This window comes from Prevotella dentalis DSM 3688 (assembly GCF_000242335.1).
Taxonomy (GTDB): domain Bacteria; phylum Bacteroidota; class Bacteroidia; order Bacteroidales; family Bacteroidaceae; genus Prevotella; species Prevotella seregens.
Genome location: NC_019968.1, coordinates 542,524 through 567,349, shown reverse-complemented (window position 1 = coordinate 567,349; position 24,826 = coordinate 542,524). Strand labels below are relative to the sequence as shown.

General features: G+C 51.5%; 20 protein-coding genes and 2 tRNA genes. 15 read left to right on the top strand and 7 right to left on the bottom strand.

Annotation, left to right across the window (positions count from 1 at the left end; all coding sequences use genetic code 11):
* The first annotated feature begins 109 nt into the window (after nucleotides 1-109).
* Genes rbsK through PREDE_RS09500 form a run of 8 tightly spaced genes read left to right on the top strand, consistent with a single transcriptional unit; the run spans nucleotide 110 to nucleotide 13,212 of the window.
* Complete coding sequence (rbsK, locus tag PREDE_RS09535) at nucleotides 110-1,012, top strand: ribokinase (protein ID WP_015310427.1); 903 nt, start codon at nucleotides 110-112, stop codon at nucleotides 1,010-1,012.
* Nucleotides 1,013-1,030: 18 nt separating this feature from the next.
* On the top strand, nucleotides 1,031-3,931 hold the full coding sequence (locus PREDE_RS09530; protein WP_005846870.1) for a SusC/RagA family TonB-linked outer membrane protein: 2,901 nt from the start codon (nucleotides 1,031-1,033) through the stop codon (nucleotides 3,929-3,931).
* A gap of 12 nt (nucleotides 3,932-3,943) precedes the next feature.
* Nucleotides 3,944-5,461 carry a RagB/SusD family nutrient uptake outer membrane protein gene (locus PREDE_RS09525; protein WP_005846868.1) on the top strand — a complete coding sequence of 506 codons (1,518 nt, stop codon included), beginning with the start codon at nucleotides 3,944-3,946 and terminating at the stop codon, nucleotides 5,459-5,461.
* Between the two features lie 14 nt (nucleotides 5,462-5,475).
* Complete coding sequence (locus PREDE_RS09520; protein ID WP_005846866.1) at nucleotides 5,476-7,446, top strand: ADP-ribosylglycohydrolase family protein; 1,971 nt, start codon at nucleotides 5,476-5,478, stop codon at nucleotides 7,444-7,446.
* A 28-nt stretch (nucleotides 7,447-7,474) separates the two neighbouring features.
* Complete coding sequence (locus PREDE_RS09515; RefSeq protein WP_015310426.1) at nucleotides 7,475-9,094, top strand: ADP-ribosylglycohydrolase family protein; 1,620 nt, start codon at nucleotides 7,475-7,477, stop codon at nucleotides 9,092-9,094.
* Entirely contained in the window at nucleotides 9,091-10,620 is a 1,530-nt protein-coding gene (locus PREDE_RS09510; RefSeq protein WP_005846863.1) for an ADP-ribosylglycohydrolase family protein, read from the top strand. The genes PREDE_RS09515 and PREDE_RS09510 overlap by 4 nt, the downstream gene beginning before the upstream one ends.
* Before the next feature lie 34 nt (nucleotides 10,621-10,654).
* The gene (locus PREDE_RS09505) at nucleotides 10,655-12,178 is read left to right on the top strand and encodes an alpha/beta hydrolase (RefSeq protein ID WP_005846862.1); all 1,524 of its coding nucleotides are present in this window, start codon (nucleotides 10,655-10,657) and stop codon (nucleotides 12,176-12,178) included.
* A 20-nt stretch (nucleotides 12,179-12,198) separates the two neighbouring features.
* Nucleotides 12,199-13,212 carry a multidrug DMT transporter permease gene (locus tag PREDE_RS09500; RefSeq protein WP_005846860.1) on the top strand — a complete coding sequence of 338 codons (1,014 nt, stop codon included), beginning with the start codon at nucleotides 12,199-12,201 and terminating at the stop codon, nucleotides 13,210-13,212.
* A gap of 12 nt (nucleotides 13,213-13,224) precedes the next feature.
* Here PREDE_RS09500 and PREDE_RS09495 read toward each other — a convergent pair whose 3' ends face one another.
* The 7 genes from PREDE_RS09495 to kdsA all read right to left on the bottom strand — a co-directional run bounded on the left by PREDE_RS09495 (nucleotide 13,225) and on the right by kdsA (nucleotide 19,096).
* Complete coding sequence (locus tag PREDE_RS09495) at nucleotides 13,225-14,910, bottom strand: glycoside hydrolase family 43 protein (RefSeq protein WP_005846859.1); 1,686 nt, start codon at nucleotides 14,908-14,910, stop codon at nucleotides 13,225-13,227.
* A 10-nt stretch (nucleotides 14,911-14,920) separates the two neighbouring features.
* Nucleotides 14,921-15,283 (bottom strand): hypothetical protein, encoded by a 363-nt coding sequence (locus PREDE_RS09490; RefSeq protein WP_005846857.1) that lies wholly within the window; start codon nucleotides 15,281-15,283, stop codon nucleotides 14,921-14,923.
* A 427-nt stretch (nucleotides 15,284-15,710) separates the two neighbouring features.
* A tRNA-Lys gene (locus tag PREDE_RS09485) sits at nucleotides 15,711-15,783 on the bottom strand.
* Between the two features lie 37 nt (nucleotides 15,784-15,820).
* Nucleotides 15,821-15,896 (bottom strand) — tRNA-Lys (locus PREDE_RS09480).
* 157 nt (nucleotides 15,897-16,053) lie between these two features.
* Nucleotides 16,054-17,346, bottom strand: coding sequence for a phospholipase D-like domain-containing protein (locus tag PREDE_RS09475; RefSeq protein ID WP_015310424.1), 1,293 nt, complete (start codon nucleotides 17,344-17,346; stop codon nucleotides 16,054-16,056).
* Between the two features lie 2 nt (nucleotides 17,347-17,348).
* Nucleotides 17,349-18,338 carry a KpsF/GutQ family sugar-phosphate isomerase gene (locus PREDE_RS09470; RefSeq protein ID WP_005846854.1) on the bottom strand — a complete coding sequence of 330 codons (990 nt, stop codon included), beginning with the start codon at nucleotides 18,336-18,338 and terminating at the stop codon, nucleotides 17,349-17,351.
* Nucleotides 18,335-19,096 carry a 3-deoxy-8-phosphooctulonate synthase gene (gene kdsA, locus PREDE_RS09465; RefSeq protein ID WP_044127103.1) on the bottom strand — a complete coding sequence of 254 codons (762 nt, stop codon included), beginning with the start codon at nucleotides 19,094-19,096 and terminating at the stop codon, nucleotides 18,335-18,337. Before kdsA ends, PREDE_RS09470 begins: the two co-directional genes overlap by 4 nt.
* A gap of 384 nt (nucleotides 19,097-19,480) precedes the next feature.
* On the opposite strand from kdsA, the gene PREDE_RS09460 reads away from it, so the two are divergent.
* The 7 genes from PREDE_RS09460 to nuoK are packed head-to-tail and all read left to right on the top strand — an operon-like array spanning nucleotide 19,481 to nucleotide 24,808.
* The gene (locus PREDE_RS09460) at nucleotides 19,481-19,831 is read left to right on the top strand and encodes an NADH-quinone oxidoreductase subunit A (RefSeq protein ID WP_005846851.1); all 351 of its coding nucleotides are present in this window, start codon (nucleotides 19,481-19,483) and stop codon (nucleotides 19,829-19,831) included.
* Nucleotides 19,822-20,664: an NADH-quinone oxidoreductase subunit B gene (locus tag PREDE_RS09455; protein WP_005846849.1), complete on the top strand. Its 843-nt coding sequence runs from the start codon at nucleotides 19,822-19,824 to the stop codon at nucleotides 20,662-20,664. The genes PREDE_RS09460 and PREDE_RS09455 overlap by 10 nt, the downstream gene beginning before the upstream one ends.
* A gap of 31 nt (nucleotides 20,665-20,695) precedes the next feature.
* Complete coding sequence (locus PREDE_RS09450) at nucleotides 20,696-22,270, top strand: NADH-quinone oxidoreductase subunit D-related protein (RefSeq protein ID WP_005846848.1); 1,575 nt, start codon at nucleotides 20,696-20,698, stop codon at nucleotides 22,268-22,270.
* Between the two features lie 45 nt (nucleotides 22,271-22,315).
* A complete protein-coding gene (nuoH, locus tag PREDE_RS09445) occupies nucleotides 22,316-23,404 on the top strand; it encodes an NADH-quinone oxidoreductase subunit NuoH (protein WP_005846846.1) in 1,089 nt (362 codons plus the stop codon).
* Between the two features lie 32 nt (nucleotides 23,405-23,436).
* Nucleotides 23,437-23,973, top strand: coding sequence for a NuoI/complex I 23 kDa subunit family protein (locus PREDE_RS09440; protein ID WP_005846845.1), 537 nt, complete (start codon nucleotides 23,437-23,439; stop codon nucleotides 23,971-23,973).
* Nucleotides 23,974-23,978: 5 nt separating this feature from the next.
* Nucleotides 23,979-24,500: an NADH-quinone oxidoreductase subunit J family protein gene (locus tag PREDE_RS09435; RefSeq protein WP_005846843.1), complete on the top strand. Its 522-nt coding sequence runs from the start codon at nucleotides 23,979-23,981 to the stop codon at nucleotides 24,498-24,500.
* A complete protein-coding gene (gene nuoK / locus PREDE_RS09430; RefSeq protein WP_005846842.1) occupies nucleotides 24,497-24,808 on the top strand; it encodes an NADH-quinone oxidoreductase subunit NuoK in 312 nt (103 codons plus the stop codon). The genes PREDE_RS09435 and nuoK overlap by 4 nt, the downstream gene beginning before the upstream one ends.
* Nucleotides 24,809-24,826 lie beyond the last annotated feature (18 nt).

Sequence of the window (24,826 nt, the reverse complement as noted above, 5' to 3'; positions counted from 1 at the left end):
TAGGTTAAAAAACGAGCAACTAATTGATATTTTCATATATTTGCACAAACGTTTGTGCTATCTGTTCAATATCAGATTTATAATAACTAAATATCTAAAATCTATAATAATGAGAAGAATACTTGTGATAGGAAGCAGTAACACCGATATGGTGATTAAATCTGATCGATTGCCTAAACCGGGCGAAACATTGCTTGGAGGAAAATTCATGATGAATCCTGGAGGAAAGGGGGCCAACCAAGCTGTTGCAGCCTCCCGGCTGGGTGGTAACGTAACGTTTGTGTGCAAAGTTGGTAGGGACACTTTTGGCAAGAAAGCCCGCGAATTATTTAAGGAAGAGGGTATTGATGTGTCTCATATTCTTGAGGATCCAGAGGGAAATTCTGGGGTAGCTTTGATTAATGTGGACAGCAAAGGGGAAAACTGCATTGTTGTAGCAGAGAGTACTAACGATGCACTTACTTCTAAAGATATTGAAAGTCTCACAGAAGTTATTAAAGCTTCTGACATTTTAGTCCTTCAGTTGGAAATACCAATGGAATCCGTAGTAAAGGCTGCAGAGATTGCGCATGCCCATGGAAAAAAAGTGATACTTAATCCTGCGCCTGCGCCGAGCCAGGGATTCCCCGCGGGCTTTCTATCCAATATCGACCTCATTGTTCCCAATGAGACCGAGGCTTCGATTATTTCCGGTATTGAGGTGCAAAGCTTGGAAGAAGCCGAGAGGGCAGCAAAAAAGATTCAAGAAGCAGGCTGTAAGAAAGTTATTGTCACTCTTGGTTCACGTGGCGCCATGATAGCAAACCATGAAATTACGGTAGTTCCATCAGACAAGGTGGAAGCAGTAGATACCACTGCGGCAGGAGATACGTTCTGCGGAGCTTTGGCTGTAGCTCTCTCGGAAAACATGTCATTGGAAGAGGGTACACGTTTTGCCTGCCATGCTTCAGCTATATCAGTGACACGCATGGGTGCGCAATCATCAATACCCTATAGGTACGAGATAAAATAACTCATAAACAATACTATTATGTACAGACACATTCTTACTTTTATGCTGTTCTCTATGATTTCGGTCCATGCCTTCTGCCAGGAAATAACGGGAACTGTAACTGATGCCAATGGTGATCCTACCATAGGCGTATCCATTATTGTCAAAGGTACTCAAAGGGGTACTACTACTGATCTAAACGGCAAGTTCTCTCTTATGGCTGATCCAACAGAGACACTTGTCATATCTTATATAGGTTTCCACACTCAGGAAGTTTCTGGTAGGAATAACTATACTATTACATTGCAGGAAGACAATCAGAATCTGAATGAGATTGTAGTGATTGGCTATGGATTTACTACCAAAAAAGAGGTTACGGGATCTGTTGCCAGTTTAAAGGCCAAATCCTTGAATAAAGGAATTTTTACCAATGCTATGGGACTGCTACAAGGAAAGGTTGCTGGACTTTCTGTAGTGAATGCCAATGGTGGAGATCCCAATGCTAAATATGAAATACTGTTGCGTGGTACCAATACTCTATCGGCTGGACAAGGGCCGCTGGTTATCATTGACGGTGTTGCAGGCGCAGACATACGCAATATCAATTATGAAGAAGTTGAATCGATTGATATTCTGAAGGATGGCTCTGCTGCTGCCATATACGGCACACGCGGTACAAACGGCGTAATCATTGTGACAACCAAACGAGCTCATGCCGGCACCACCCAAGTGAGCTACGAAGCGCAATTCTCCTTGGGAGTAGTAAATCGCAGGGCTAAACCTTTATCAGCAACGGATTATAGGGAAGTAATCAAAAATTATCGCCCAGAACTTACAGAATATATTGGCAAAGACAATACAGACTGGTTCAAGGAAATTACTCGTACACCGATAGGACATAGTCACTCTGTAGCTCTTTCGGGCGGTACAGAAAAGTTCTCTCATCATACTAATATTAACTATCAATATCAACAAGGTTTGCAGAGAAAGAATTATAATGAGAAGATGATCATTTCAAGCAATATCCGTCAGTCGCTTCTCGATAGCTGGTTAGATATGGATTATAACATCCGTATTGCTCACCGCAGATATTATCCTTCCAGTACTTCTGCTTTTCAACAGGCTTTTACGCATAATCCGACGACACCTGTCTATGACGCATCCAATACGGAAGCTGGTGGATATAGCCGTACTGTTGCCATGCAATATTACAATCCTGTGGCAATGATCAATGAATGTTCGATGGAGAACGAAGACGATAACTATGGTGGTAATCTACGTGCCTCCCTTAACATCAAATGTGTTCCTGGGCTGAAATGGGATAATTTCCTTTCGTATGACCGTGAGAAATCAACTGAAAATACGTATTATTCGCACTATTATCCAAGCTACATAGGCACCAATGGATTAGCCAAAATCTCAAACGTCCAGTATGACGACACCCAGTTCCAGTCAACACTAAACTACTTCCAAGAGTTTGGCAAACATACAGTACAAGCACTGTTAGGCTATGAATATCAATATCAGAAGAACAGTACTTCTGGAATGGAGAACTCATACTTTGATGTGGATGACTATCTTTGGAACAATATTGGTGCAGGTGCCTATTTGTCACAAGGTAAAGCCTCTATGAATTCGTATAAAGAAGACAACACTTATATTGCTTATTTTGGCCGAATCATGTACAACTATGATGACCGTTATCTTCTGTCTTTCTCGATGCGTCGTGACGGTTCTTCACGTTTTGGAAACAACAATAAATGGGGATGGTTCCCTGCTGTCAGTGCAGGATGGCGTATCAATAAAGAATCTTTTATGAAAGATGCCAAATGGATGAACGACCTCAAATTACGCATAGGTTATGGTGTTACAGGAAACCAAGATTTTTCTAATTATAAATCATTAATGTTGATGTCCGTAGCAGGCTATTGTTATTACAATGGACGCTGGATACATACCTATCAGCCGGCTAGCAATGCCAATCCTGACCTGCAATGGGAAAGAAAAAACGAATTCAATGTAGGTCTTGACTTTGGTTTCTTTGATGGCCGTATCTCTGGTACGATAGACTTTTATCACAGGCTGACTACTAATTTGTTGTATTCTTATACCGTTCCAACACCTCCTTATGTTTATGATACGATATTTACCAATGTGGGTGAAATCAGTAACAATGGTATTGAGATAACTCTCAGCGTAATACCAGTCCGAGTCAAGGACTTCGAATGGAACATGACCTATACTCTTTCACATAATAGCAATAAACTGAAGAAATTCACTAATAAAGAATTTGAAAACGGAACATATAAGGTTGGTTGGTCAACCAGTGGTGCATGTTATACCCAACGCTTAATAGAAAGAGAATCGCTGGGAACATTCTATGGTCCTGTATGGACGGGAATTGACGCTAACGGCAACGACATCCTCAAGGGACAAGGAAGTGATGGGTCAGTTCCAGAGGAACAGTGGGAGAAAATAGGAAACGCCTATCCTGACTTCCAGATGGGATGGAGCAATAATTTCCGCTACAAGAAATTTGATCTTGGTTTCTCCCTGCGGGCTTCCATTGGCGGCGATATTCTCAACAACTATGCCATGGAATATGCCAACCTAAGTAGTCTCGGACTTCGTAATATTTCTGAGAAATGGCTTGATTGCAAGGAATTTACAAGTACTACCTATAAGTATTCATCAAAGTATATAGAAAGTGCATCATTCTTAAAACTCGACTATGTATCGTTGGGTTATAACCTTGATTTCAAATCTAAATTTATACATAGCCTACGCCTTGCTCTAACAGCACAGAATGTATTCTGTATTACCAAATATAAGGGCGTAGATCCAGAAGTTGCCCTTTCCGGTCTGGAGCCAGGCATTGAATACTTAAACTATTATCCTCGCACAACGCAATTTACCTTTGGAGTTAAAGTTGAATTTTAAAGAATTATAGAAATGAAAAAGCTATATATATTATTTACATCTGGCATAATGGCTCTTGCCATGTCTAGTTGCGATAATCTTGACGAGCATGTATATTCTAACATTGACATGAACAACTTCTTCAAAACCGAGGAGGAACTGGTGGCCAATGCAGGAAGGGCCTACACAAAGTTGCAGGCATACAACCAAGAGCAGAGTCTGTGGACCCTATTGTTGCAAACTTCTGACGAATGTGCAGTACCGGCCCATGGTGGTAGCTGGTATTCTAATGGACGGTATGAAGAACTACAGACTAATATGATTCCTCCTGCCAATAAATTAGTGAAGAAAGGATGGGATTTCTTGTTCAATGGCATAGCGGCATGTAATGAGATTATTTTTGAGACCGAGCAGACTTCTGTTGAGGTGTCAGGAAAGGATAAACTTATTGCCGAAATGAAAGTACTACGCGCGTTTTTCTATTATGAAGCTATTTCTAATTGGGGCAATGTGCCTTTCACTATCGATTATACAGATACTGATTATCCTAAGCAAAAGAGTCGCAGGGAAATATATGATTTCCTCATCACAGAGATCAATGACAACATGGATTTCTTGGATGCCTCGCCTGCTTCGTCTAACTATGGGCGTATTACACAGGGTGCTGCTCGCTGTTTGTTAGCCAAACTCTATCTGAATGCAGCTACGTGGTTTGGCGAAAGGCATAAAGCCTACGACAAGGCAGAGGAACAATGTAAAGCCATTATAAATTCCGGTCACTATGCAATTGAGGATGATTATGTAGCTAACTTTGCTATTGACAATGCTGCATCAAAGGAAAATATATTTGTAATCCCCTATGACAATATTTATACCAGTAGTTGGGATACAGGTTTAATCATTTATGTACTCACGCTTGACGGAAAGTCAGCATCATATTTCAAAATTTCCGATGCTTGGGATGGCTTTATCTGCGAGCCAGATTTTTATCAGACTTACGATGAGAAAGACAAGCGTCGCGATATGTGTTGGCTTGTTGGCGGCGAGGGTTATCCATTTACCTATAAGCCTTATTTTGATGAGGACAAATATTATAATAAGAATGGTGGCCGTTCTGATGACGAGGGGGCACGCTGCGTGAAATGGCCTTATCAGACCGATGGTACCCTTACAGGTGGTAATGCTTCGCAGAATAATGACTTTGCCATCTTCCGTTATGCTGATGTTATCCTCATGTATGAAGAAGCTTTATTGCGTCAGGGCAAAAGTCCTGTTGTATTGCAGGAATTATCGAAAATCCGTACACGAGCAGGACTCAATATCTATACAGAAAAAGATATTACTTTATCGGAACTCTACAATGAACGTGGACGAGAACTGGCATGGGAAGGATGGCGTCATGAGGATATGATACGCTTTGGCACCTATCTGAAGAAATATTGGGCACATCCTGATCAGTCGGCTGAAACTTTCCGACTTCTGTTCCCTATTCCAACAGATGTATTGAATGCTAACCCGAATTTAGTACAGAACGACGGATATGATAAATAGAAAATACTACGACTATGAAACATAAAAGATTTCTTTCACTTCTTATACCTGTGATTCTGTTCCATGCCACGGGACATGGGCAACAGATTTCTTTATCCCAGCTCAAGGATAAGATTGCCGGAGCCTGGATAGGACAGATGGTCGGAAATATTTATGGGCTCCCTTTTGAAAACAAGTTTATAGACGAGCCTGGCAACGAGGCGCGCTTCCCCTTTGGTTACACCAAGAATATGGATAAACTTGCGAAATATGATGGGGCTTTCTCGGATGACGATACTGACGTGGAATATCTCTATTTGATGGGGATGGAAAAATACGGTATCGAACCCACCTACGAACAAATGCGCCAATTGTGGATGCATCATATTCGTGACAGAGTATGGCTTGCCAACAGGGCAGCTCTGGGTCTGATGCACTATGGATACACACCGCCCTTTACGGGTATGCAAGAATACAATCCCCACTGGTACCAGATAGATCCGCAGCTCATCAACGAGATATGGGGGTACACTGCACCAGGCATGGTAGATTATGCCGCGGCCAAAAGTGACTGGGCAGCTCGTATAACCAGTGATTCGTGGGCAATAGAACCTACGATAATGTATGGTGCCATGTTTGCCAAAGCTTTCTTCTGCAACGACATACGTAAACTCATTGACGAGGGTTTGAAGTATCTGCCTGTCAATGGACGCTTTGCGCGTGGTGTTCGCAAGATGATAGCTCTCCATAAGCAATATCCTAACTCATGGCAGACGGCACGTGCTAAGATGGCGGAGGAATTCTACATCAACGAGGATCCTATGACCAAGACCATTTGGAACGCTAATTTAAATGGTTGTTGTGCCATTCTTGCCATGCTCTATGGGAACGGTGATTTCCAGCGCACGCTCGATCTTTGCTGTGCCATGGGATTTGACTGTGACAACCAGGCTGCCACCATCAGTGGTCTTATGGGAGTAATGTACGGAGCATCATCCATTCCTGCTAATCTCACAAAACCGATCAAGGGATGGTCCAAACCTTTCAACGACAGATATATAAATGTCACACGCTACGATATGCCCGATGCTTCGATAGACGATATTATCAGCAGAACCTATCGTCAGGCCATCAAGCTTTCCATAGCTATGGGGGGAAAATTGAAAGGCAACAAACTCAAAATCAATGCCAATGCCAAGTTTGTCATTCCTTTGGAATTCTGTACTGGACCCAAACCTGTGCTTGAGCAAGGCCAGGAGTCTAAATACAGCTTCGCCTGTTGCAGTAACCAGGCATATCACTGGAAACTTGTTAGCGGAAAGCTACCCAATGGCATTATTTTCAATGGGGGGCAATTGTTGGGTATTCCCGAAGTACCCGGCCATTATCCTGTAAAATTATCTTTGTCGGATGGTAATCATACATTGGAGAAAAACTTTGATATTCTTGTGAAGTCTCCTAATATTGCACCTATGGCAGATACAATCTACACTACAGTACGCAAAGTCAATATGAATGTTCTCGACTCCTGTTGGACAACTTTTGGATATCCAATCTATGCCCTTGATATAAAGGCCATCAATGATGGTCGTACAAGGGGTGAGCACTCTGTATTTTATTCGCTTGCTGCGAAAAGTAACAATCCCAAGATGGATTACTTCGGATATGGCTGGAATAAGCCTCACAATATCGGAATGCTTACTTTTAATGGAGGTTGTCTTGAAGAGTTTGGTGGCTGGTTTTCCGATTTGTTTGTTCAGTATCAGGATCAAGATGGACACTGGAGAAATGTTAAGGGCCTCAGCTCTTCCCCCAAGTTGCCTGATACAGATATAGTATTCTTCCAACCTCATTACGCTTCCTACATTCTGGAATTTGAACCGGTCATGACCCGAGGCATACGTATAGTCTTCGATGACAAGGTACAGACCCATTGGGAAAAATACACCAAGAATGTTTCATCCTTTATCTCGGTCACAGAGATTGAGGTTCATGAGGCAAAATAAATAGATAATTTATATATAGATGAAAACAATGGAGAAACTATTCGTCGCTGTATTTTCTCTCATCTTCTCTCTTTCCATGACGGCAGCGAATGTAAAGGCTCTAACCACTTCCGAGCTAATGGACAAGATCAAAGGAGGATGGGCAGGGCAGACTATCGGTGTAGTGTTCGGCGCACCGACAGAGTTTAAGTTTACGGGAAGCTATATCCAGGACTATCAGCCTATTCCATGGGGAGAGGGGTATATCAAATATTGGTGGGGAAAAAAGCCAGGGCTCTTCGATGATGTGTATAATGACTGCACTTTCACCGATGCCTTTGCAGAGCTCGGGATAGACTGTACGTCCACACAGCTTGCACAGCGTTTTGCTTCGGCAAAATACCATCTGGCTCATGCAAACCAGATGGGACGTTATAATATAAAGAATGGCTTGGAACCTCCGGAATCCGGTTTTTGGATGAATAATCCGCATGCGGACGATTTGGATTTCCAAATAGAGGCGGATTTTATCGGGCTCATGTCGCCAGGCCTCATGCCAATGGCTCTTGACATTGCAGACCGTGTGGGGCATATCATGAATAGTGGCGATGGCTTTTATGGGGGCGCATTTGTTGCCGGGCTTTACTGTAGCGCGTTTTATCTCAATGACATAGGCAAGATCATCGACAATGCTCTGGAGCCGATTCCAAAGCAAAGTACTTTTTATCAGTGTATTAATGATGTACGCAAATACCATGCAGCACACCCAGATAATTGGAAAGACTGCTGGTTCTATCTACAGGAGCATTGGAATCATGATATAGGCTGTCCCAAAGGGGTTTTCCTTAATTTCAATATTGACGCCAAACTAAATTCTGCATTTGTAGTCTTGGCGATGCTCTATGGCAATGGAGATTACACTCGTACATTGGATATTGCCGCGCGATTGGGTCAAGATTCCGATTGTAATCCTTCTACGGCTGCTGGAGTACTGGGGGTTGTGTTGGGTTACAGCCATATCCCTGAATTCTGGCTCTCGCCGCTCAAAGAGATTGAAGGCCTGTGTTTCCAGGGGACAGACTTGTCTCTCTCCAAATCCTACAGACAGAGCTACGAGCTTGCCCTGCAAATGATTAAACGGCAAGGAGGCAAAATCATGGACAATATGGTGGAGATACCTCTTTCCAAAGCTAAGGTGTTACCTTTGGAGCAGAATTTCACGGGGATGTATCCCGTATGCCGCGATCGCAAGGACTGCTTCATGCACGATGAATATGAGTTTGACTTCGATGGTAATGGGTTCGTCATCTGGGGCAACATCTGTAGTCTTAAGCATATCAATGAAGACTATATCAATCGTGTTTCCATCCGTCACATCGGTTCTGAGGTGTTCGGACTCGCGGAACCTGATGATGACTATGTTGCAGAAATAGAAGTATGGATAGACGGGAACCTCGACCAAGTATCCCTCCTGCCGATGAAAAATACAGAGAGAAAGGTAGAGCCAGCCTGGAAATATCTTCTTCAGGAAGGTCATCATCAGGTCGTGATGAAGTGGAGAAATCATAGAAAAGACTATGTCATTCGTATCAACGATATAGTTTATTATTCTGCCAACGAACTCACGGATAGGTTTTATTACAACGGAAAGAAAAAGACAAGAAAATGAAGACAAGCAACAAGTACAATATTCTGGTGGGCATGTTGCTCATGTGCATTACGAACATGACCGCGGCTATTCCCTTTGGACAGATGATAACTTTGACAGAACAAACGCTTCTTGATAAAATCAAAGGAGGGTGGGCCGGGCAGACCATTGGCTGCACTTATGGAGGCCCAACCGAATTCAAATACAAGGGAGCTTTTATTAATGACAAAACCCCCATCATCTGGTATGATGACTATTGTAAGGACATCTTTGAACAAGATCCCGGACTGTACGATGACATCTACATGGACCTGACTTTTCTTGAGGTGATGCAGCACGAAGGCATTGATGCACCCGCAGAATCATATGCCAAAGCATTTGCAAATGCCAACTACAAGCTGTGGCACGCCAATCAGGCAGCCCGATACAACATTCTTCATGGTATAATGCCACCTGCTTCTGGCCATTGGAAAAATAATCCGCATGCAGACGATATTGATTTTCAAATAGAATCTGACTTTATCGGAATGATTTGTCCAGGGATGCCTAATGCTGCAGCACGCTTTGCTGATCGTATCGGCCACATCATGAACTATGGTGATGGATATTATGGTGGAGTGTTTATGTCGGCAATGTACACCTATGCCTTTGTCTGCGATGATATTGAAGAGATTGTCTCCTCATCCCTAAAGTCGCTTCCTTCCGAATGTAAATATCGGCGTTGCATAGAGGATGTTGTTCGCTATCACCAGCAATATCCTGATGACTGGAAGCGTTGCTGGCTCGAAGTCGAGCGCAATTATTCTTTTGACATAGGCTGTCCGGAGGGGGTATATAATGCTTTTGACATTGATGCTGTTATTAATGGCGCATATTGTGTTATGGGTCTCCTCTATGGTGATGGGGACTTTGACAAGACCATTGACATTTCGACTCGCTGCGGTCAGGATTCCGACTGTAACCCTGCTACGGCGGCAGGCATCCTTGGTGTCATCAAGGGGTGGAGCCAAATCCCTGACAAATGGAAAGCAGCCATAGACCGCTGTGGCGACATTGACTTTCCTTATACCCATATTTCCCTCAACTCCGTTTATGACATTAACTTGAAACTTCTAAAAGACGTAGTAATCGCCAATGGAGGAAAGGTAAGAAAGGGAAACTATATCTTTGAAGTGCAGCAGCCAATGGAAGTAGCAAAAGAGGAAAGTTTTGAGGGTCTTGAACCCTTGGAGAGGCAAATTCTCAAGTTTGATCTCGGTACACAGCGCACTTTCACCTTCACGGGATGTGCGGTTGTGCTGCAAGGCTTGGTTCGTCGGGATGGTAAAGATGCGAGCAATTACATAGCACGACTTGGAATATCCATTGATGGTATTGAAATGCCCGAAGTTGAAATGCCTTTTGATTACATCAAGCGCAAGTATGACATCTATTGGAATTATGACCTCACCGACGGCAGACACTTTATGATCGTGACATGGCTCAATCCGCATCCAGACTATGCGATTCAGTGCAAGGACTTGAATACTTGGAAAAAGACCGAATGACAATGAATGTGTAATACTGTGAATTGGAAAGTAAATGAATAAGAAAATCCTCTTGTTTTTCATGGCATTCGTATTCGGCATGCCATTCACTTCAGCAGCACAGCGGCCCATGGAGAAAGAGGCCCTCTGTCTTCAAAGTGAGATTCTGGGAAAGGACGTTGCATATTCTATTGTTCTCCCAGCAGGATACAGCGCAAACAACAATCGTTATCCTGTTGTCTACATGTTGCATGGCATTGGTGGCGATTGCTCCACTTGGATGGAATATGGACATGTAGCCACGGTAATGGACAATATGGTAAAGGCGGAGCAGATTCTTCCTTTCATCATTGTTATTCCTGACGGCTACCTTTCTTATTATGTTGACAGCTATGATGGGCGTCAGCCTTATGAGGAATTCTTCATCCATGAACTGAAACCATTTATCGACGAACATTACAGAACCATGCCGGATGCCGCCCATCAGGCAGTGATGGGCTTTTCCATGGGAGGTGCCGGCGCGTTGTCGCTGGCCCTTCGCAACGATGGTGTTCTCGGTTCTGCCGTTGCTTTCTCCCCATCCATCCGGACGGACGAACAGTATATGTTGGAAAATCCACAGTCTGCATGGGATGAACAGTGGGGAAAAATCTTCGGTGGGATAGGAGCTCAAGGCAAAGCTCGAATCACCCCGTACTATAAAACTCATTCACCTCTGCATCTTGTTCGGAACTCGAAGAACAGCAGGTTGAAGGATAGAGGTATTTTCATCGATGTGGGAGACAAGGAAAGAACTCTCTGCAGGAGCAACGAAATGCTTCACAGATTACTTTTGGAAAAAGGCTTCCAGCATTATTGGAACGTCCGCCATGGAGGGCATGATTTCGCAGTCTGGAATGCTGCTTTGCCTTCTGCATTCAGTTATCTCTCGTCGCGTTTCAGCGGACAAAAGTATGAGGGATTGGATAGCCCCCGTTCTTTCATGGAAACTTGTTTGGCCAGAAAGCAGATTTACATTCCAGAGGCTACGGTTTGGCTGCCTTCTGACACGAGTACACTCTATCGCAAATACCCTGTTGTCTATATCAGCGGAACCACCGGCGAGGAGCAACGGCAATGTCTCGACACTGTTGATGAGCTGATGCGTCAAGGGCTGTTGCCACAAATCGTAGTCGCTTTCCTGAACGGCAGCTTTTCCAATGAGGCAGTGCTGTCTACGGAAAAGCATGTCAGGTGCATCCGAAAATCCCAGCGTATGCGCGGCCTCATCCTGATGAACGGTCAGGGAAGAGCGTTCTTTGATGGCTTGAAACAAGAGAACCTGTTTGCTGCTGTCGTTATCAACCAGGGAGGAACAGTCTCTGAGAAGACGGCCATTTCTGCCATGGAGGGCTGCGAACGCTATCCGAAACTATGGATCCATGAGCCGGCAGATGCCCGGAGCTATGCTTCATGGAGTGAACTCCACATCTGGCTACGTTCCAATGAAAAGGAGCATGAATACCGTTCGTCCATGGCAAAGGCTTCTGTTCAGTGGAAAGAATGGCTGCTGTATATCGTTCAAAGAATTTATGTATAATTAAAAAATGAGCAAAAACTATGTTTATTGTTGACAATTACTTTTTGGCAATCATCTTTTGTTTTGTCACCATGATTTGCTGGGGCTCTTGGGGAAACACCCAGAAACTGGCTTCCAAAAGCTGGCGTTATGAACTTTTCTATTGGGACTATGTGCTTGGAATGGTGCTCTTTGCCCTGCTTTTAGGTCTTACTATGGGGTCTACGGGCGAGGAAGGTCGGTCGTTCATGATCGATTTGGCCCAAGGAGAGGCTGAAAATTTCAGTTGGATCGTCTTAGGCGGCGTTGTCTTCAATGCCTCCAACATACTCTTGTCTGCCTCGGTGTCCCTCGCGGGCATGGCAACAGCCTTTCCGCTTGGCGTGGGCATAGCTTTGGTGTTGGGCGTTGTCATCAATTATTTGGGTGTTCCGGCCGGCAATCCATTGCTGCTTTTTGGAGGCATCGTCCTGATAGTACTTGCCATCATTTGCAACGGAGTGGCTTCAGGCAAGACCAGCATGGCAAAGGGCGAAGCCGCTTCTGCCAATAAAAAAGGAATCGTCTTGGCCCTTCTGGCCGGCGTATTGATGTCGCTCTTCTTCCGATTTGTGGTAAAAGGCATGGACATGGAGAACTTCAAGAGCCCTCAGGCAGGCATGTTTACTCCCTATTCGGCCATATTCATCTTCTCCCTGGGCGTGCTGGTTAGCAACGTCGTCTTCAATACAATTGTCATGAAATACCCGTTTGTGGGCTCGCCAGTTTCCTATCGTGAGTACTTCAAGGGCAGTGCGGGCACTCACCTTACCGGCATGCTTGGGGGCGCCATTTGGGCTTTGGGCTCAGCCTTTAGCTACATCGCATCAGGGCAGGCGGGCCCCGCCATCTCTTATGCGCTTGGGCAAGGCGCCCCGATGATAGCTGCCATCTGGGGCGTATTTATATGGAAAGAGTATAAAGGCGCCCCGGCTGTGGCCAACTATCTGCTTACGGCGATGTTCGTGCTCTTTATCGTGGGATTGGGACTTGTTGTTGCAGCAGGGAACGGATAGGCCGGCAGCGGCTCAAGGGGCTTGCTTGCGGTCTTTCTTGTTCGCGGCATTTTCTAACGGGGTCACGCGGAACCAGTCGGCGTCGACCCACCCGCGGTTGGCATTTCCGGCGGGCTCCTGAGCCACAAAGCCCATGCGAGCCCCCACCCACTTGCCCTCGCGCATGGCGAAAGGCTCGCCCACGGGGGTGAAGCGGCGGCCGTCGCGGCTGTAGGCAAACTGCAGACGGCCGTCGCAGACGTTCATGCGCATGTAGATGTCTTCGTGGATGGCAAACTGGTAGTCGGTCTCGTCCCGCCCGGTCGGGGGGAGCGTGGCAAGCGTGCAGACGGTCTCCGGCTCGCCCTTGTCGGCGTTGTGGCAGGTGATTTGCCGCAGCTCGAAGCGGTCGGCCACGCGCCTGACGACGAGTGCCGAGTAGTCGAGGCCCATCATGACGAGGCCTCCCATCTGCCCCTCGGCCTTGCCCACGAGCTTGAGCCGGGCCGTGGCCGTGAAGCGGTCGGCCGGCGTCTTCTGGAGCAGCAGGCTGGGCGTGTGCCAGAGCGGCAGGTCGCTCTTGTGGGTGTAGAGGCGGAAAAAGCCCAGTGCGGTGGGCATGCCGAAAGTGGCGTCGTAGTTGGCCTGCCACTGCCATTGGGGCGAAAGGCGCGGCTCGTTGAACTCATCGCTCTCCGCCGGGTTGGTTATCGTGTGGGCGGCAGCCTTGGGCATGCGGTGTGTGAGGCAGGGTGTGCCGCAATAGCCACGGGCTGGCACGCGGCCCATGACGGGCCAGTTGTCGCGCCAGGTCACGGGCTGCAGGTGCACCACGCGGCCGTAGGGCCCCTTGTCCTGGAAGTGCAGGAACCAGTCTTCGCCGTATTTCGTGTGCACCCACGCGCCTTGATGGGGCCCGTTGACGGGGCTGTCGCCCTGGGCCAGCACCTTGCGCACCTCGTAGGGGCCGAAAGGCGAGCGGGCGCGCATGGCCAGCTGGAAGCCCGTGGGCACGCCGCCGGCCGGACACATAATCCAATACCAGCCGTCGCGCTTGTAGAATTTGGGGCCCTCGCAGGTGTGGTTCTCGGTGCCGTTGCCGTCGAACACGATGACGGGCCGGCCGATGGCGCGGGTGCCCTCGGCGTTGAGCTCGCGCACGGTGATGACCGAGGCGAAGCGGCTGCGGCTGTTGGCCCACGCGTTGACGAGGTAGCAGCGGCCGTCGTCGTCCCAGAGCGGCGTAGTGTCGATGATGCCTTTGCCGGGGATGACCAGCACGGGCGGCTCCCAGGGACCGGCCGGATGGGTGGCCCTGACCATGAAGACGCCGTTGTCGGGGTCGCCCCAGTAGATGTAGAACCGGCCGTTGTGATGGCGGATGCTGGGCGCCCACACGCCGTTGCCGTGCTGGGGGCGGCCGGAGAACATGCTGTCGGGCAGCACGCGGTCGAGGGCATGGCCGATGATTTCCCAGTTGACCAGGTCGCGGGAATGGAGCACCGGCAGTCCGGGCGTGCAGCTGAAGGAGCTCGACGTGAGGTAATAGTCGTCGCCCACGGCCACCACGTCAGGGTCGCTGTAGTCGGCGTTGATGACGGGATTGGTGTAGGTGCCGTCGCCGTTGTCGGGGCACCACACCTGCGAGCGGTACTGCGCCGCGGCGCCAAGGGGCAGCACGGTCAGCAGCAGCGAGCCCAGAATGTGTTTGGTGTGCATGGTGAAGGGTTTAGTTCTTGACGTATTTCTTGCCGTTGCTGATGTAGACACCACGCCGCAGCTGGGCCTGGCCGAGCTTGCCCGATGCGGCGGGGAGCCGTTGGCCCCTTATATTATAAAGGTGGGGCAGGGGCTGGCGGGCAGCCGTGGGCCGGAAGATGGCGGTGGGGGTGCCCGTGATGGTGGCATCGAGGGCGGCCTGGATGGCCGTGGTATTGTCGGTTGCGGCCGTGGTGGCACCGCAGTCGGTGATGCAGAAAGAGCGCGTGGCGGCGATGACGGGCAGCTGCACGGCGGGCCATTCGCCGGCTCGCGCGGCCATTGCGTTCAGGGCCAGCAGGGCCATGAGGAGACGGAGGTATAGGCTTGGCATGTGTCTTTAGTTCAAGTAGCGTATGGTTTGCCTTTGGATAAGGCGTTGCAAATATAGGCAAAAAATATGGAACGCAGGGCCTCCGGGGTGTTAAATTTGCGCCGCCGCCGGCTCGCCCTTTTGCCAAACCGCCGTTGTCGCCCCGCCGTTGCGCCGCAATCGCATGGCGTTTGCGGCTTTGTCGCCCCGTGTTTACGGCTTTATCGCGTGGCGTTTGCGGCTTTGTCGCGCAGCCTCCCTGCCGTTGCCGCAGGGCGAGGGCCTATACGGCGCAGCCATGTGTCCTATCTGTTGTTCTGTCCAAACCCTTTCTGCACAGCCCGATGTCCCATCTGTTGTTCTGTCTTAACCTATTTGGCGCAGCTCGATGCCCGACATGTGGCCCTGTCAAAAAAAAGACCCGAGGCAATGATGCCTCGGGCCTTTGTGCGTCCTTAGGGACTCGAACCCTAGACCCACTGATTAAGAGTCAGTTGCTCTACCAGCTGAGCTAAGGACGCGTGCGCGAACGAAACGGCTTGGGTCAGGAGCCAACGATGGTGCGTCCTTAGGGACTCGAACCCTAGACCCACTGATTAAGAGTCAGTTGCTCTACCAGCTGAGCTAAGGACGCCCATTTCGTTTTTGCGTGTGCAAAGGTAGTGCCTTTTTCTGTAATGGCCAAACGTTTGTGGCGTTTTTTCTGAAAAACTTTCCGTGTCCTGGCCCGTCGTGGCCCATTGGGCGCGTCGTGGAGACCGCTCGGGGGTGGGGCGGAGGGCCGTCGGGGGTCAGAGGAACGGGGCCAGCAGGTGGGCCAGCCAGCCCGTGAACCGTTGCCCGCGCGTGCGCCACTGCCTCCACGACTCCTCGGTGAGGCGGAAGGAGTCGTGTTTCTCGCTGTCGAAGAGGCGGTCCAGCTCGTGCGTGGTACAGCGATCGAGGATGACGGCGTTCTCCTCATAGTCCCAGGCGAGGCTGCGTGCGTTGAGGTTGGCCGAGCCCACAGTGCAGAATCGGCCATCGACCATGATGACCTTGGTGTGGTGGAAGCCCGGCTTGTAGAGCCAAACGGTGCAGCCCTGCCGCATGAGCCGGTGGGCGTTGTAGAAGCCGCAGTCGGGCGTGAGGGGGATGTCGCTCCTGACAGACAGCATGATTTCTACCTTGACGCCGCGGCGTGCAGCGTCGCGCAGGGCCCGGCGGATGGGGCCGTTGAGGGTGAAGTAGGGGTTGATGATCTTGATGCTGTCGCGTGCAAAGCGGATGGCGTTGGTGTAGAACTCGCGGATGATGCGGTTGCTCGTGCGGGGCTCGCGGTTGATGATGCCCACCATTTTGCGGCCCGCCGTGGCGCAAGTGTCGGGCCGGAGTCCGTGGAAATAGCCGTCAAGGCCCAGCCCGCAGAAGTATTGCGGGCCGTGGACGCGCTGCCCGGTGACCCGGTTCCACGTGCGCAGGAAGATGGCCTGCAGGGTGTTCACCTCAGTGCCTTGGATTCGGCAGTGCATGTCGTGCCAGGAGCCCACCTGCGGCGTGCCGTTGATGTAGTAGTCGGCCACGTTCATGCCGCCGGTGTAGGCTATCTTGCCGTCGATGACTACTATCTTGCGGTGGTCGCGGGCAAAGGCATGATTGACCCAGGGGAAGCGTATGGGGTCGAACGCGTAAATCTCGATGCCGCGGCGGCGGATGTCGCGCAGGTGGCGCTTGAGCAGCGGGCGGTTGTTGCTGCGGTTGCCGAAAGCGTCGAAGAGGGCGCGCACTTCCACCCCCTCGGCCGCCTTGCGGGCCAGCAGGTCGAAGAGCATCGAGGCGATGGAGTCGTTGCGGAAGTTGAAGTATTCGAGGTGCACCGACGAGCGTGCCTGGCGGATGGCGGCAAAAAGATCGTCGAATTTCTGCTGCCCGGTGGCGAGCAGGGCGACGCTGTTGTCGTGGGAAAAGCTCACGCCACACGCCCGCAGGTGGCGGGCCATGAGCGAGTCGCTGGTCTGGGCGCGGGCTGCCGGGCCGACGACGGCGAGGAGGAGAAAGAAGAGGGGTGCGAGGATGTGGCGGCGATGACGGACAGGACGCTTCATGCTCATTGGTTTAGCAACGTTGTGGCGTAGCTGTCGACGATGCCGAGCAGGTGCCTGTCGCTGTTGCACACCAGGACGGAGTGGATCTTGTAATGGTGCATGATGCGCTGTATCTCGGTGATTTTGGTGGTGGTGGCCACGATTTTCGGGGTGCGTGTCATGATGTCCGACACGGTGTGGTCGAAGAACTGGGCCTGCCACTGCTCCATGGCGCGGCGGATGTCGCCGTCGGTAATGATGCCGGCCACGCGGCCGTCGGCATCGAGCGACACGCCCAGACCAAGCTTGCCCTTGGACACATGGATGATGGCTTCGCCCAGATGCGTGCCCTCGGGAACGATGGGCAGGTCGTCGGTGCGCATCACATCCTCGGCCGTGGTAAGCAGTCGCTTGCCGAGTTCGCCGCCCGGATGGAACTGTGCGAAGTCGAGCGGACGGAAGTCGCGCACCTGCATCAGGGCCACGGCAAGCGCGTCGCCCATGGCCAATGCGGCCGTAGTCGACGAGGTTGGAGCCAGGTTTAGCGGGCAGGCTTCGTGGTCCACGTGCACCTGTATATGGGCTGCCGAGTACTTGGCGAGCAGGGATTGGGGGTTGCGGCTCATGCCGATGAGGGGCACATTCATGTGGAGCAGGATGGGCACGAAGCGCAGCAACTCGTCGGTCTGCCCCGAGTTGCTGATGGCCAGCACCACGTCGTCGGGCGTCATCACGCCCAGATCGCCGTGGTAAGCGTCGAGCGGGTTGATGAAGAAAGCCGGCGTACCGGTGGAGGCCAGCGTGGCCGCGATCTTGGCTCCCACGTTGCCGCTCTTGCCCACACCGGTGACAATGACCTTGCCGCGGCAGTGATACATCAGCGAGACAGCCCGCTCGAAGTTGTTGTCGAGCTGGGGAATGAGGTCGAGCACGGCCTGGGCCTCGTCGCGCAAGCAGCGTTCGGCATACTGACGGGAGAGCTTGAGCCGCTCTTCGGAGGAATGTTCGGTCATAGCAGTTGGGAAATCAGGGATTCGAGTTTGTCGAGTTCGAGCATGTTGGCAGCGTCGGAGAGGCCGCGGTCGGGGTCGGGGTGCACCTCGAAGAAGAAGCCCGTGGCCCCGAAAGCCTTGGCGGCCAAGGCCATGGCGGGCACAAACTTGCGGTCGCCCACGGTCTTGCCGTCGCCGGCCGAGGGCCGCTGCACGCTGTGGGTGCAGTCCATGACGACGGTGGGCACCAGCTCGAGCATGTCGGGGATGTTGCGGAAATCGACCACGAGATTGTTGTATCCGAAGCAGTTGCCGCGCTCGGTGAGCCACACTTCGCGGGCGCCGCTCTCGCGTGCTTTCTGTACGGGATACACCATGTCGCGGCCCGAGAGGAACTGTGCCTTCTTGATGTTGACGATGCGGCCCGTGCGTGCGGCGGCTACGAGCAGGTCGGTCTGGCGGCAGAGAAAGGCCGGAATCTGGAGCACGTCGCACACTTCGCCGGCGGCCTTGGCCTGCCAGGCCTCGTGAATGTCGGTGGTGATGCGCAGTTGATGGCGTTGGCGCACGTCGGCGAGCATCTGCAGGCCGCGCTCCAGGCCCGGCCCGCGGAACGAGTGGAGCGAGGTGCGGTTGGCCTTGTCGAACGAGGCCTTGAAGATGATGTCGGTGCCCAGGCGGCGGTTGATGGCCGTCAGGCGCGAGGCCACGGTGTCGAGCAGCTCGGCCGACTCGATGACACAGGGGCCGGCGATGAGTATGGGTTGTTGTTCTTTCATCTGTTCATGTTTCATCTTGCATGGCATGCGGGTCGTGTTGCGGGGAGCGGTTCCCGCCGTGGCCGGCGAGGGCTGCGGGAACGGCGGGGCCGACGCCGTGAATGCGAGCCTTTTTCCCATATACGTGACGCGTAAACGGCGTGATTGGGACTGCAAAGTTATAAAAAGTTTGGCTGATAAGTGCGCAAGCGTTTTGAAAATAATGCCTTGCCGGCCATTCTTTTAGCTTTTGACCCCAGCGGCCGGCGGCAGCTGCACGAGCCGTATGTATAAATATGTGTACTGTGCCCGAAGTTTTTTGTTAAATGGTTGAAAAGTTAGCCGAAGATTTACTAACTTTGTGCTCGCTTAGCGAATTATATCTAAAATAACGTTATATTTTTTATGAATTTCACTTTGTTGATTACCGTTTTGCTGACGGCTGTAACGCTTGTGGTGGCTGCTTTTGTCATCGCCAAGCTCATCGGACCGCGCTCTTACAATCCGGTAAAGGGTGAGCCTTTCGAGTGTGGCATCCCCACACGCGGCAGTTCGTGGCTGCCGATGCACGTGGGATACTATCTCTTTGCCATCCTCTTCCTGATGTTCGACATCGAGACCGTGTTCCTTTACCCCTGGGCGGTGGTCGTGAGACAGTTTGGAGCGATGGCCCTCGTGAGCATCGGTTTCTTCTTGCTGGTATTGGTATTTGGCCTGGCATACGCTTGGCGGAAAGGAGCGCTGGAATGGAAGTAAGTAAAAGAGCGTCGATCAAGAGCATTCCTTTTGATGAATTCAAGGATAACGACTCCTTGGAGAAGATAGCCCAGGAGCTGAACGACGGTGGAGCCAACGTGATTCTGGGCTCGCTGGACGCAGCCATCAACTGGGGCCGCAGCAATTCGCCGTGGTCGCTGACCTTTGGCACGTCGTGCTGCGGCATTGAGTTCATGGCCATCGGCTGCGCCCGTTACGACATGGCACGCTTCGGATGGGAGGTGACGCGCAACTCGCCGCGCCAGGCCGACCTCATTATGTGCGCCGGTACCATCACCAACAAGATGGCCCCGGTGTTCAAACGCCTGTACGACGAAATGGCCGAACCCAAGTATGTGGTGGCCGTAGGTGGATGCACCATCAGCGGAGGCCCGTTCAAAAAGAGCTACAGCGTGGTGCGGGGCATCGACGAACTGGTGCCCGTGGACGTGTACATCCCCGGATGTCCGCCGCGTCCCGAGGCCATCATCTATGGCATGATGCAGTTGCAGCGCAAGATAAAGGTGGAGAAATTCTTCGGCGGAGCCAACCACAAGATGACCCGCGACGAGAAAGAGGAGAGCCTGGCCCTCGGCGGTCTGCACGGCATGAGCAACGAGAACTTCTCGTCGGCCAAGATCGGTCACAAGGCTCCCATCATCGTTTCCGGCATTCCCACCGAGGAAGAGGTGGAACAGCTGGGCAAGGAACTCGAGGAACTGAAGACGGCTGCTCCCGCCGCCGCCCCGGTTGCCGACAAGGAAACCCCGGCCCAGACAGCCGCTCCCGCCGCTGCTGCACCTGCCGCAGAGCCTGACTCTGAGAATAAATAAGGTAATCGGAATATAAAGATATTGAAAGAGAATGAAACTCGAAAACAAAGAATTCGGCTTTGACAGCTTTGCCCGGGAAATGGGCAGGCTGAAGGAAGAGAAGCATTTCGACTACCTGGTTACCATTGTAGGCGAAGACTTCGGCCCCGAAGAGGGACTGGGGTGCATCTATATTCTGGAGAATACACAGACACACGAGCGCACCTCGGTGAAGCAGCTGGCCAAGCAGGTGGGCGAGGAATACGTGGTTCCGTCGGTCATCCGGCTTTGGGCCGACGCCGACCTGCTGGAGCGTGAGGTGTTCGACTTCCTCGGCATTAAGTTCCTGGGGCATCCCGACATGCGCCGCCTCTTCATGCGTAATGACTTCACAGGCTACCCCTTGCGCAAGGATTTCGACATGAGTCCCGAGGCCAACCGATTCCCCATGACCGACGAACCCGAGACCGACTGGACGTCGGAGTGGAACCTGGACGACGAGGGACGCCTGGTGGAGACCCGCCACCGCCTCTTCGACGAGGACGACTTCGTCATCAACTTCGGCCCCAATCACCCGTCCACCCACGGCGTGCTGCGCTTGCAGACAGTGGTGGACGGCGAGACAATCAAGCATGTTTATCCGCATTTGGGCTATATCCACCGCGGTATGGAGAAGATGATGGAGAGCATGACCTACCCGCAGACACTGGCTCTGACCGACCGTCTGAACTATCTCTGCGCCATGCACCACCGCCATGCACTGGTGGGCGTGATAGAAGAAGCCATGGGCGTCGAGCTCAGCGACCGCATTCTCTACGTCCGCACCATCATGGACGAGTTGCAGCGCATCGACAATCACCTGCTGTTCCTTGGCACCTGTGCGCAGGATTTGAGTGCGCTGACGGCTTTTCTCTACTGCATGCGCGACCGTGAGCACGTGCTCAACGTGATGGAGGAAACCACCGGCGGCCGGCTCATTCAGAACTATTACCGCATCGGTGGCCTGCAGGCCGACATCGATCCAAACTTCGTACAGAACACCAAGACCCTGTGCAAGTACCTGCGTCCGATGGTGCAGGAGTATCTCGACGTGTTTGGCGACAACGTGATTACTCACCAGCGGCTGGAGAGTGTGGGCCCGCTCGACATGGCCGACAGCATCAATTACGGCGTCACCGGCCCCGCCGGACGCGCCTCTGGCTGGCACAACGACGTGCGCAAGAACCATCCGTATGCCTTATATAATAAGGTGGAGTTTAAGGAAATCGTGGGTATCCATGGCGACTCCATGGACCGCTACATGATTCATATCCATGAGCTCTATCAGAGTCTCGACATTATCGAGCAGTTGATCGACAACATCCCCGAGGGCGACTTCTACATCAAGCAGAAGCCAATCATCAAGGTTCCCGAGGGCCAGTGGTACTTCTCGGTGGAGGGTGGAGCCGGCGAGTTCGGCGTTTATCTCGACAGCCGGGGTGACAAGAGCCCTTACCGCGTGAAGATGCGCCCGATGGGCCTCACCATTGCCGGTGCTTTCGACAGGATGCTGAAAGGGCAGAAGATAGCCGACCTCGTGGCCACGGGTGCTGCTGTCGACTTTGTGATTCCCGACCTCGACCGGTAGAGTTTATAGAATTAACAGATAAAAAGATTAAAACATTCCTCTTCAATGTTTGACTTTAGCATAGTAACAACTTGGTTTGACAGTCTTCTGCGCCAGACACTCGGCCTGGGCGACTTCCTGTCAATCCTGATAGAGTGCGTGGTTGTGGGCGTGTTGATTCTCACGGCTTACGCTCTTATCGCCATCGCTCTGATTTTCATGGAGCGCAAGGTGTGTGCCTACTTCCAGTGCCGACTCGGCCCAATGCGCGTGGGCCCGTGGGGCATCTTCCAGGTATTCGCCGATGTGGTGAAGATGCTGATAAAGGAAATCTTCGCGGTTGACAAGGCCGACAAGTTCCTCTATTACCTCGCCCCGTTCCTTGTGATAATCGCTTCGGTCGGCACTTTCTCGTTCCTTCCCTGGAACAAGGGGGCCGGCATCCTCGATTTCAACGTTGGCGTGTTCCTCATCACGGCCATCTCGTCGATTGGCGTGCTGGGCATCTTCATTGCCGGATGGGGTAGCAACAACAAGTATTCCGTGGTGTCGGCCATGCGCGGAGCCGTACAGATGATTTCTTATGAGCTCTCGCTCGGCCTTTGCCTCATTGCAGCCGTTGCCCTGACGGGCACCATGCAGGTGAGCAGCATCGTGGCCGAGCAGACAGGGCCCTGGAATTGGCTGATTGTCAAGGGCCACATCCCTGCCATCATTGCCTTTCTCGTGTTCCTTGTAGCCGGCAATGCCGAGGCCAACCGTGGTCCGTTCGACATGGCTGAGGCCGAGAGCGAGCTGACGGCCGGTTACCACACCGAGTACTCCGGCATGGGATTTGGCTTCTATTACCTGGCCGAATATCTCAATCTCTTTGTCATTGCAGGAATCGCCTCCACCGTCTTCCTGGGCGGCTGGGCCCCGCTGAACATCGGCGTGGCTGCTTTCGACACGGTGATGAACTATATCCCCGGCTTCGTGTGGTTCTTTGGCAAGACCTTCGCAGTGGTCTGGCTGCTGATGTGGATTCGCTGGACGTTCCCCCGTCTGCGCATTGACCAGATTCTGAAGCTCGAATGGAAGTACCTCATGCCGCTGTCGCTGCTCAATCTGGTCTTGATGACCGTGTGCGTGGCACTGGGCTGGTACGTGAAGTAAAACTGCTTATATAAATAAAGGTATAAGGTAACATGTCTAACAATAATAAAACTTATTTCCAGGAAATTGCGGACGGCATGAAGACGCTGGCTGTTGGCCTGAAGACGACGCTGAAGGAATACTTCACGCCCAAGTCGACGGAGCAATATCCTGAGAACCGCAAGACCACGCTCCACGTGGCCAAGCGTCACCGCGGCAGACTTGTCTTCAAGCGCGATGAGAACGGTGCCTACAAGTGTACGGCCTGCACCATGTGCGAGAAAGCCTGCCCCAACGACACCATTAAGATTCTGGCTCACATGGAGACCAACGCCGAGACGGGCCGCAAGAAGAAGCAGCTGGACGACTATCAGTACGATTTGGGCGACTGCATGTTCTGCGAACTGTGCGTCAACGCCTGCAATTTCGATGCCATTGAGTTCACCAACGACTTCGAGAACGCCGTGTTCGACCGTTCCAAACTGGTGCTTCATCTGGACAAGGAAGTCTATCAAGGCGGCTCGCTGCCCGGTCTGATTGATGGCGGCGCACCGCTCACCATCGGTAAGTTCAATACTAAAACCAAGTAAAGATTATGGCAAATATCGTAGTATTCTGTATTCTCGCTGTAGTCATTCTTGGCTCAGCGGTTCTGTCGGTGATGACAACCCAGATTATGCGGGCGGCTACTTTCCTGCTGTTTGTGCTTTTTGGGGTCGCCGGCCTCTATTTCCTTCTCGACTATACATTCCTTGGTGCCGCCCAGATTAGCATTTATGCCGGTGGCATTACAATGATGTATATCTTCGCCATCAACCTGGTTTCCAAGCAGACGCTGCAGGGCTTGGTGGAGCGTTTCAAGGGCACGCGCGTGTTCCAGGGAGCCTTGCTCTCGCTAGTTGGCCTGGGCACGGTGGCCGTGGTATTCCTCAAGACCCGCTTCGTCAACCTTTTCATGCAGGCCCCCGACGCGGAGGTCTCCATGGATCAGGTAGGTACCGCCCTTGTGGGCAGCGAAAAATATCAGTATGTGTTGCCATTCGAGTTCATCTCAGTGTTCCTGCTGGCCTGTATCATCGGTGGTATTATGATTGCAAGAAAGGAGGACAAGAAATGATCGTTCCCGTAGAATGTCTGTTGGGTCTGAGTGCCCTGCTGTTTTTTATTGGCGTATTTGGTTTCGTGACGCGCCGCAACTTGATTGCGATGCTCATTTCCATTGAGCTTGTGCTGAACGCCGTAGACCTCAACTTCGCCGTCTTCAACCGCTTCCTGTTCCCCGGCCAGTTTGAAGGAATGTTCTTCACACTGTTCTCCATCGGCGTGAGTGCGGCAGAGACGGCTGTGGCCCTCGCCATCATCATCAATGTTTACCGCAACTACCACAGCGACCAGGTGAACAGCATTGAAAATATGAAATTCTAAACAACACTGCTTCATCAC

Excerpts from the sequence above, each read along its gene's own strand:
- rbsK (WP_015310427.1), top strand. The coding sequence starts at position 110 with ATGAGAAGAATACTTGTGATAGGAAGCAGTAACACCGATATGGTGATT.
- PREDE_RS09530 (WP_005846870.1), top strand. The coding sequence starts at position 1,031 with ATGTACAGACACATTCTTACTTTTATGCTGTTCTCTATGATTTCGGTC.
- PREDE_RS09525 (WP_005846868.1), top strand. The coding sequence starts at position 3,944 with ATGAAAAAGCTATATATATTATTTACATCTGGCATAATGGCTCTTGCC.
- PREDE_RS09520 (WP_005846866.1), top strand. The coding sequence starts at position 5,476 with ATGAAACATAAAAGATTTCTTTCACTTCTTATACCTGTGATTCTGTTC.
- PREDE_RS09515 (WP_015310426.1), top strand. The coding sequence starts at position 7,475 with ATGGAGAAACTATTCGTCGCTGTATTTTCTCTCATCTTCTCTCTTTCC.
- PREDE_RS09510 (WP_005846863.1), top strand. The coding sequence starts at position 9,091 with ATGAAGACAAGCAACAAGTACAATATTCTGGTGGGCATGTTGCTCATG.
- PREDE_RS09505 (WP_005846862.1), top strand. The coding sequence starts at position 10,655 with ATGAATAAGAAAATCCTCTTGTTTTTCATGGCATTCGTATTCGGCATG.
- PREDE_RS09500 (WP_005846860.1), top strand. The coding sequence starts at position 12,199 with ATGTTTATTGTTGACAATTACTTTTTGGCAATCATCTTTTGTTTTGTC.
- PREDE_RS09495 (WP_005846859.1), bottom strand. The coding sequence starts at position 14,910 with ATGCACACCAAACACATTCTGGGCTCGCTGCTGCTGACCGTGCTGCCC.
- PREDE_RS09490 (WP_005846857.1), bottom strand. The coding sequence starts at position 15,283 with ATGCCAAGCCTATACCTCCGTCTCCTCATGGCCCTGCTGGCCCTGAAC.
- PREDE_RS09475 (WP_015310424.1), bottom strand. The coding sequence starts at position 17,346 with ATGAAGCGTCCTGTCCGTCATCGCCGCCACATCCTCGCACCCCTCTTC.
- PREDE_RS09470 (WP_005846854.1), bottom strand. The coding sequence starts at position 18,338 with ATGACCGAACATTCCTCCGAAGAGCGGCTCAAGCTCTCCCGTCAGTAT.
- kdsA (WP_044127103.1), bottom strand. The coding sequence starts at position 19,096 with ATGAAAGAACAACAACCCATACTCATCGCCGGCCCCTGTGTCATCGAG.
- PREDE_RS09460 (WP_005846851.1), top strand. The coding sequence starts at position 19,481 with ATGAATTTCACTTTGTTGATTACCGTTTTGCTGACGGCTGTAACGCTT.
- PREDE_RS09455 (WP_005846849.1), top strand. The coding sequence starts at position 19,822 with ATGGAAGTAAGTAAAAGAGCGTCGATCAAGAGCATTCCTTTTGATGAA.
- PREDE_RS09450 (WP_005846848.1), top strand. The coding sequence starts at position 20,696 with ATGAAACTCGAAAACAAAGAATTCGGCTTTGACAGCTTTGCCCGGGAA.
- nuoH (WP_005846846.1), top strand. The coding sequence starts at position 22,316 with ATGTTTGACTTTAGCATAGTAACAACTTGGTTTGACAGTCTTCTGCGC.
- PREDE_RS09440 (WP_005846845.1), top strand. The coding sequence starts at position 23,437 with ATGTCTAACAATAATAAAACTTATTTCCAGGAAATTGCGGACGGCATG.
- PREDE_RS09435 (WP_005846843.1), top strand. The coding sequence starts at position 23,979 with ATGGCAAATATCGTAGTATTCTGTATTCTCGCTGTAGTCATTCTTGGC.
- nuoK (WP_005846842.1), top strand. The coding sequence starts at position 24,497 with ATGATCGTTCCCGTAGAATGTCTGTTGGGTCTGAGTGCCCTGCTGTTT.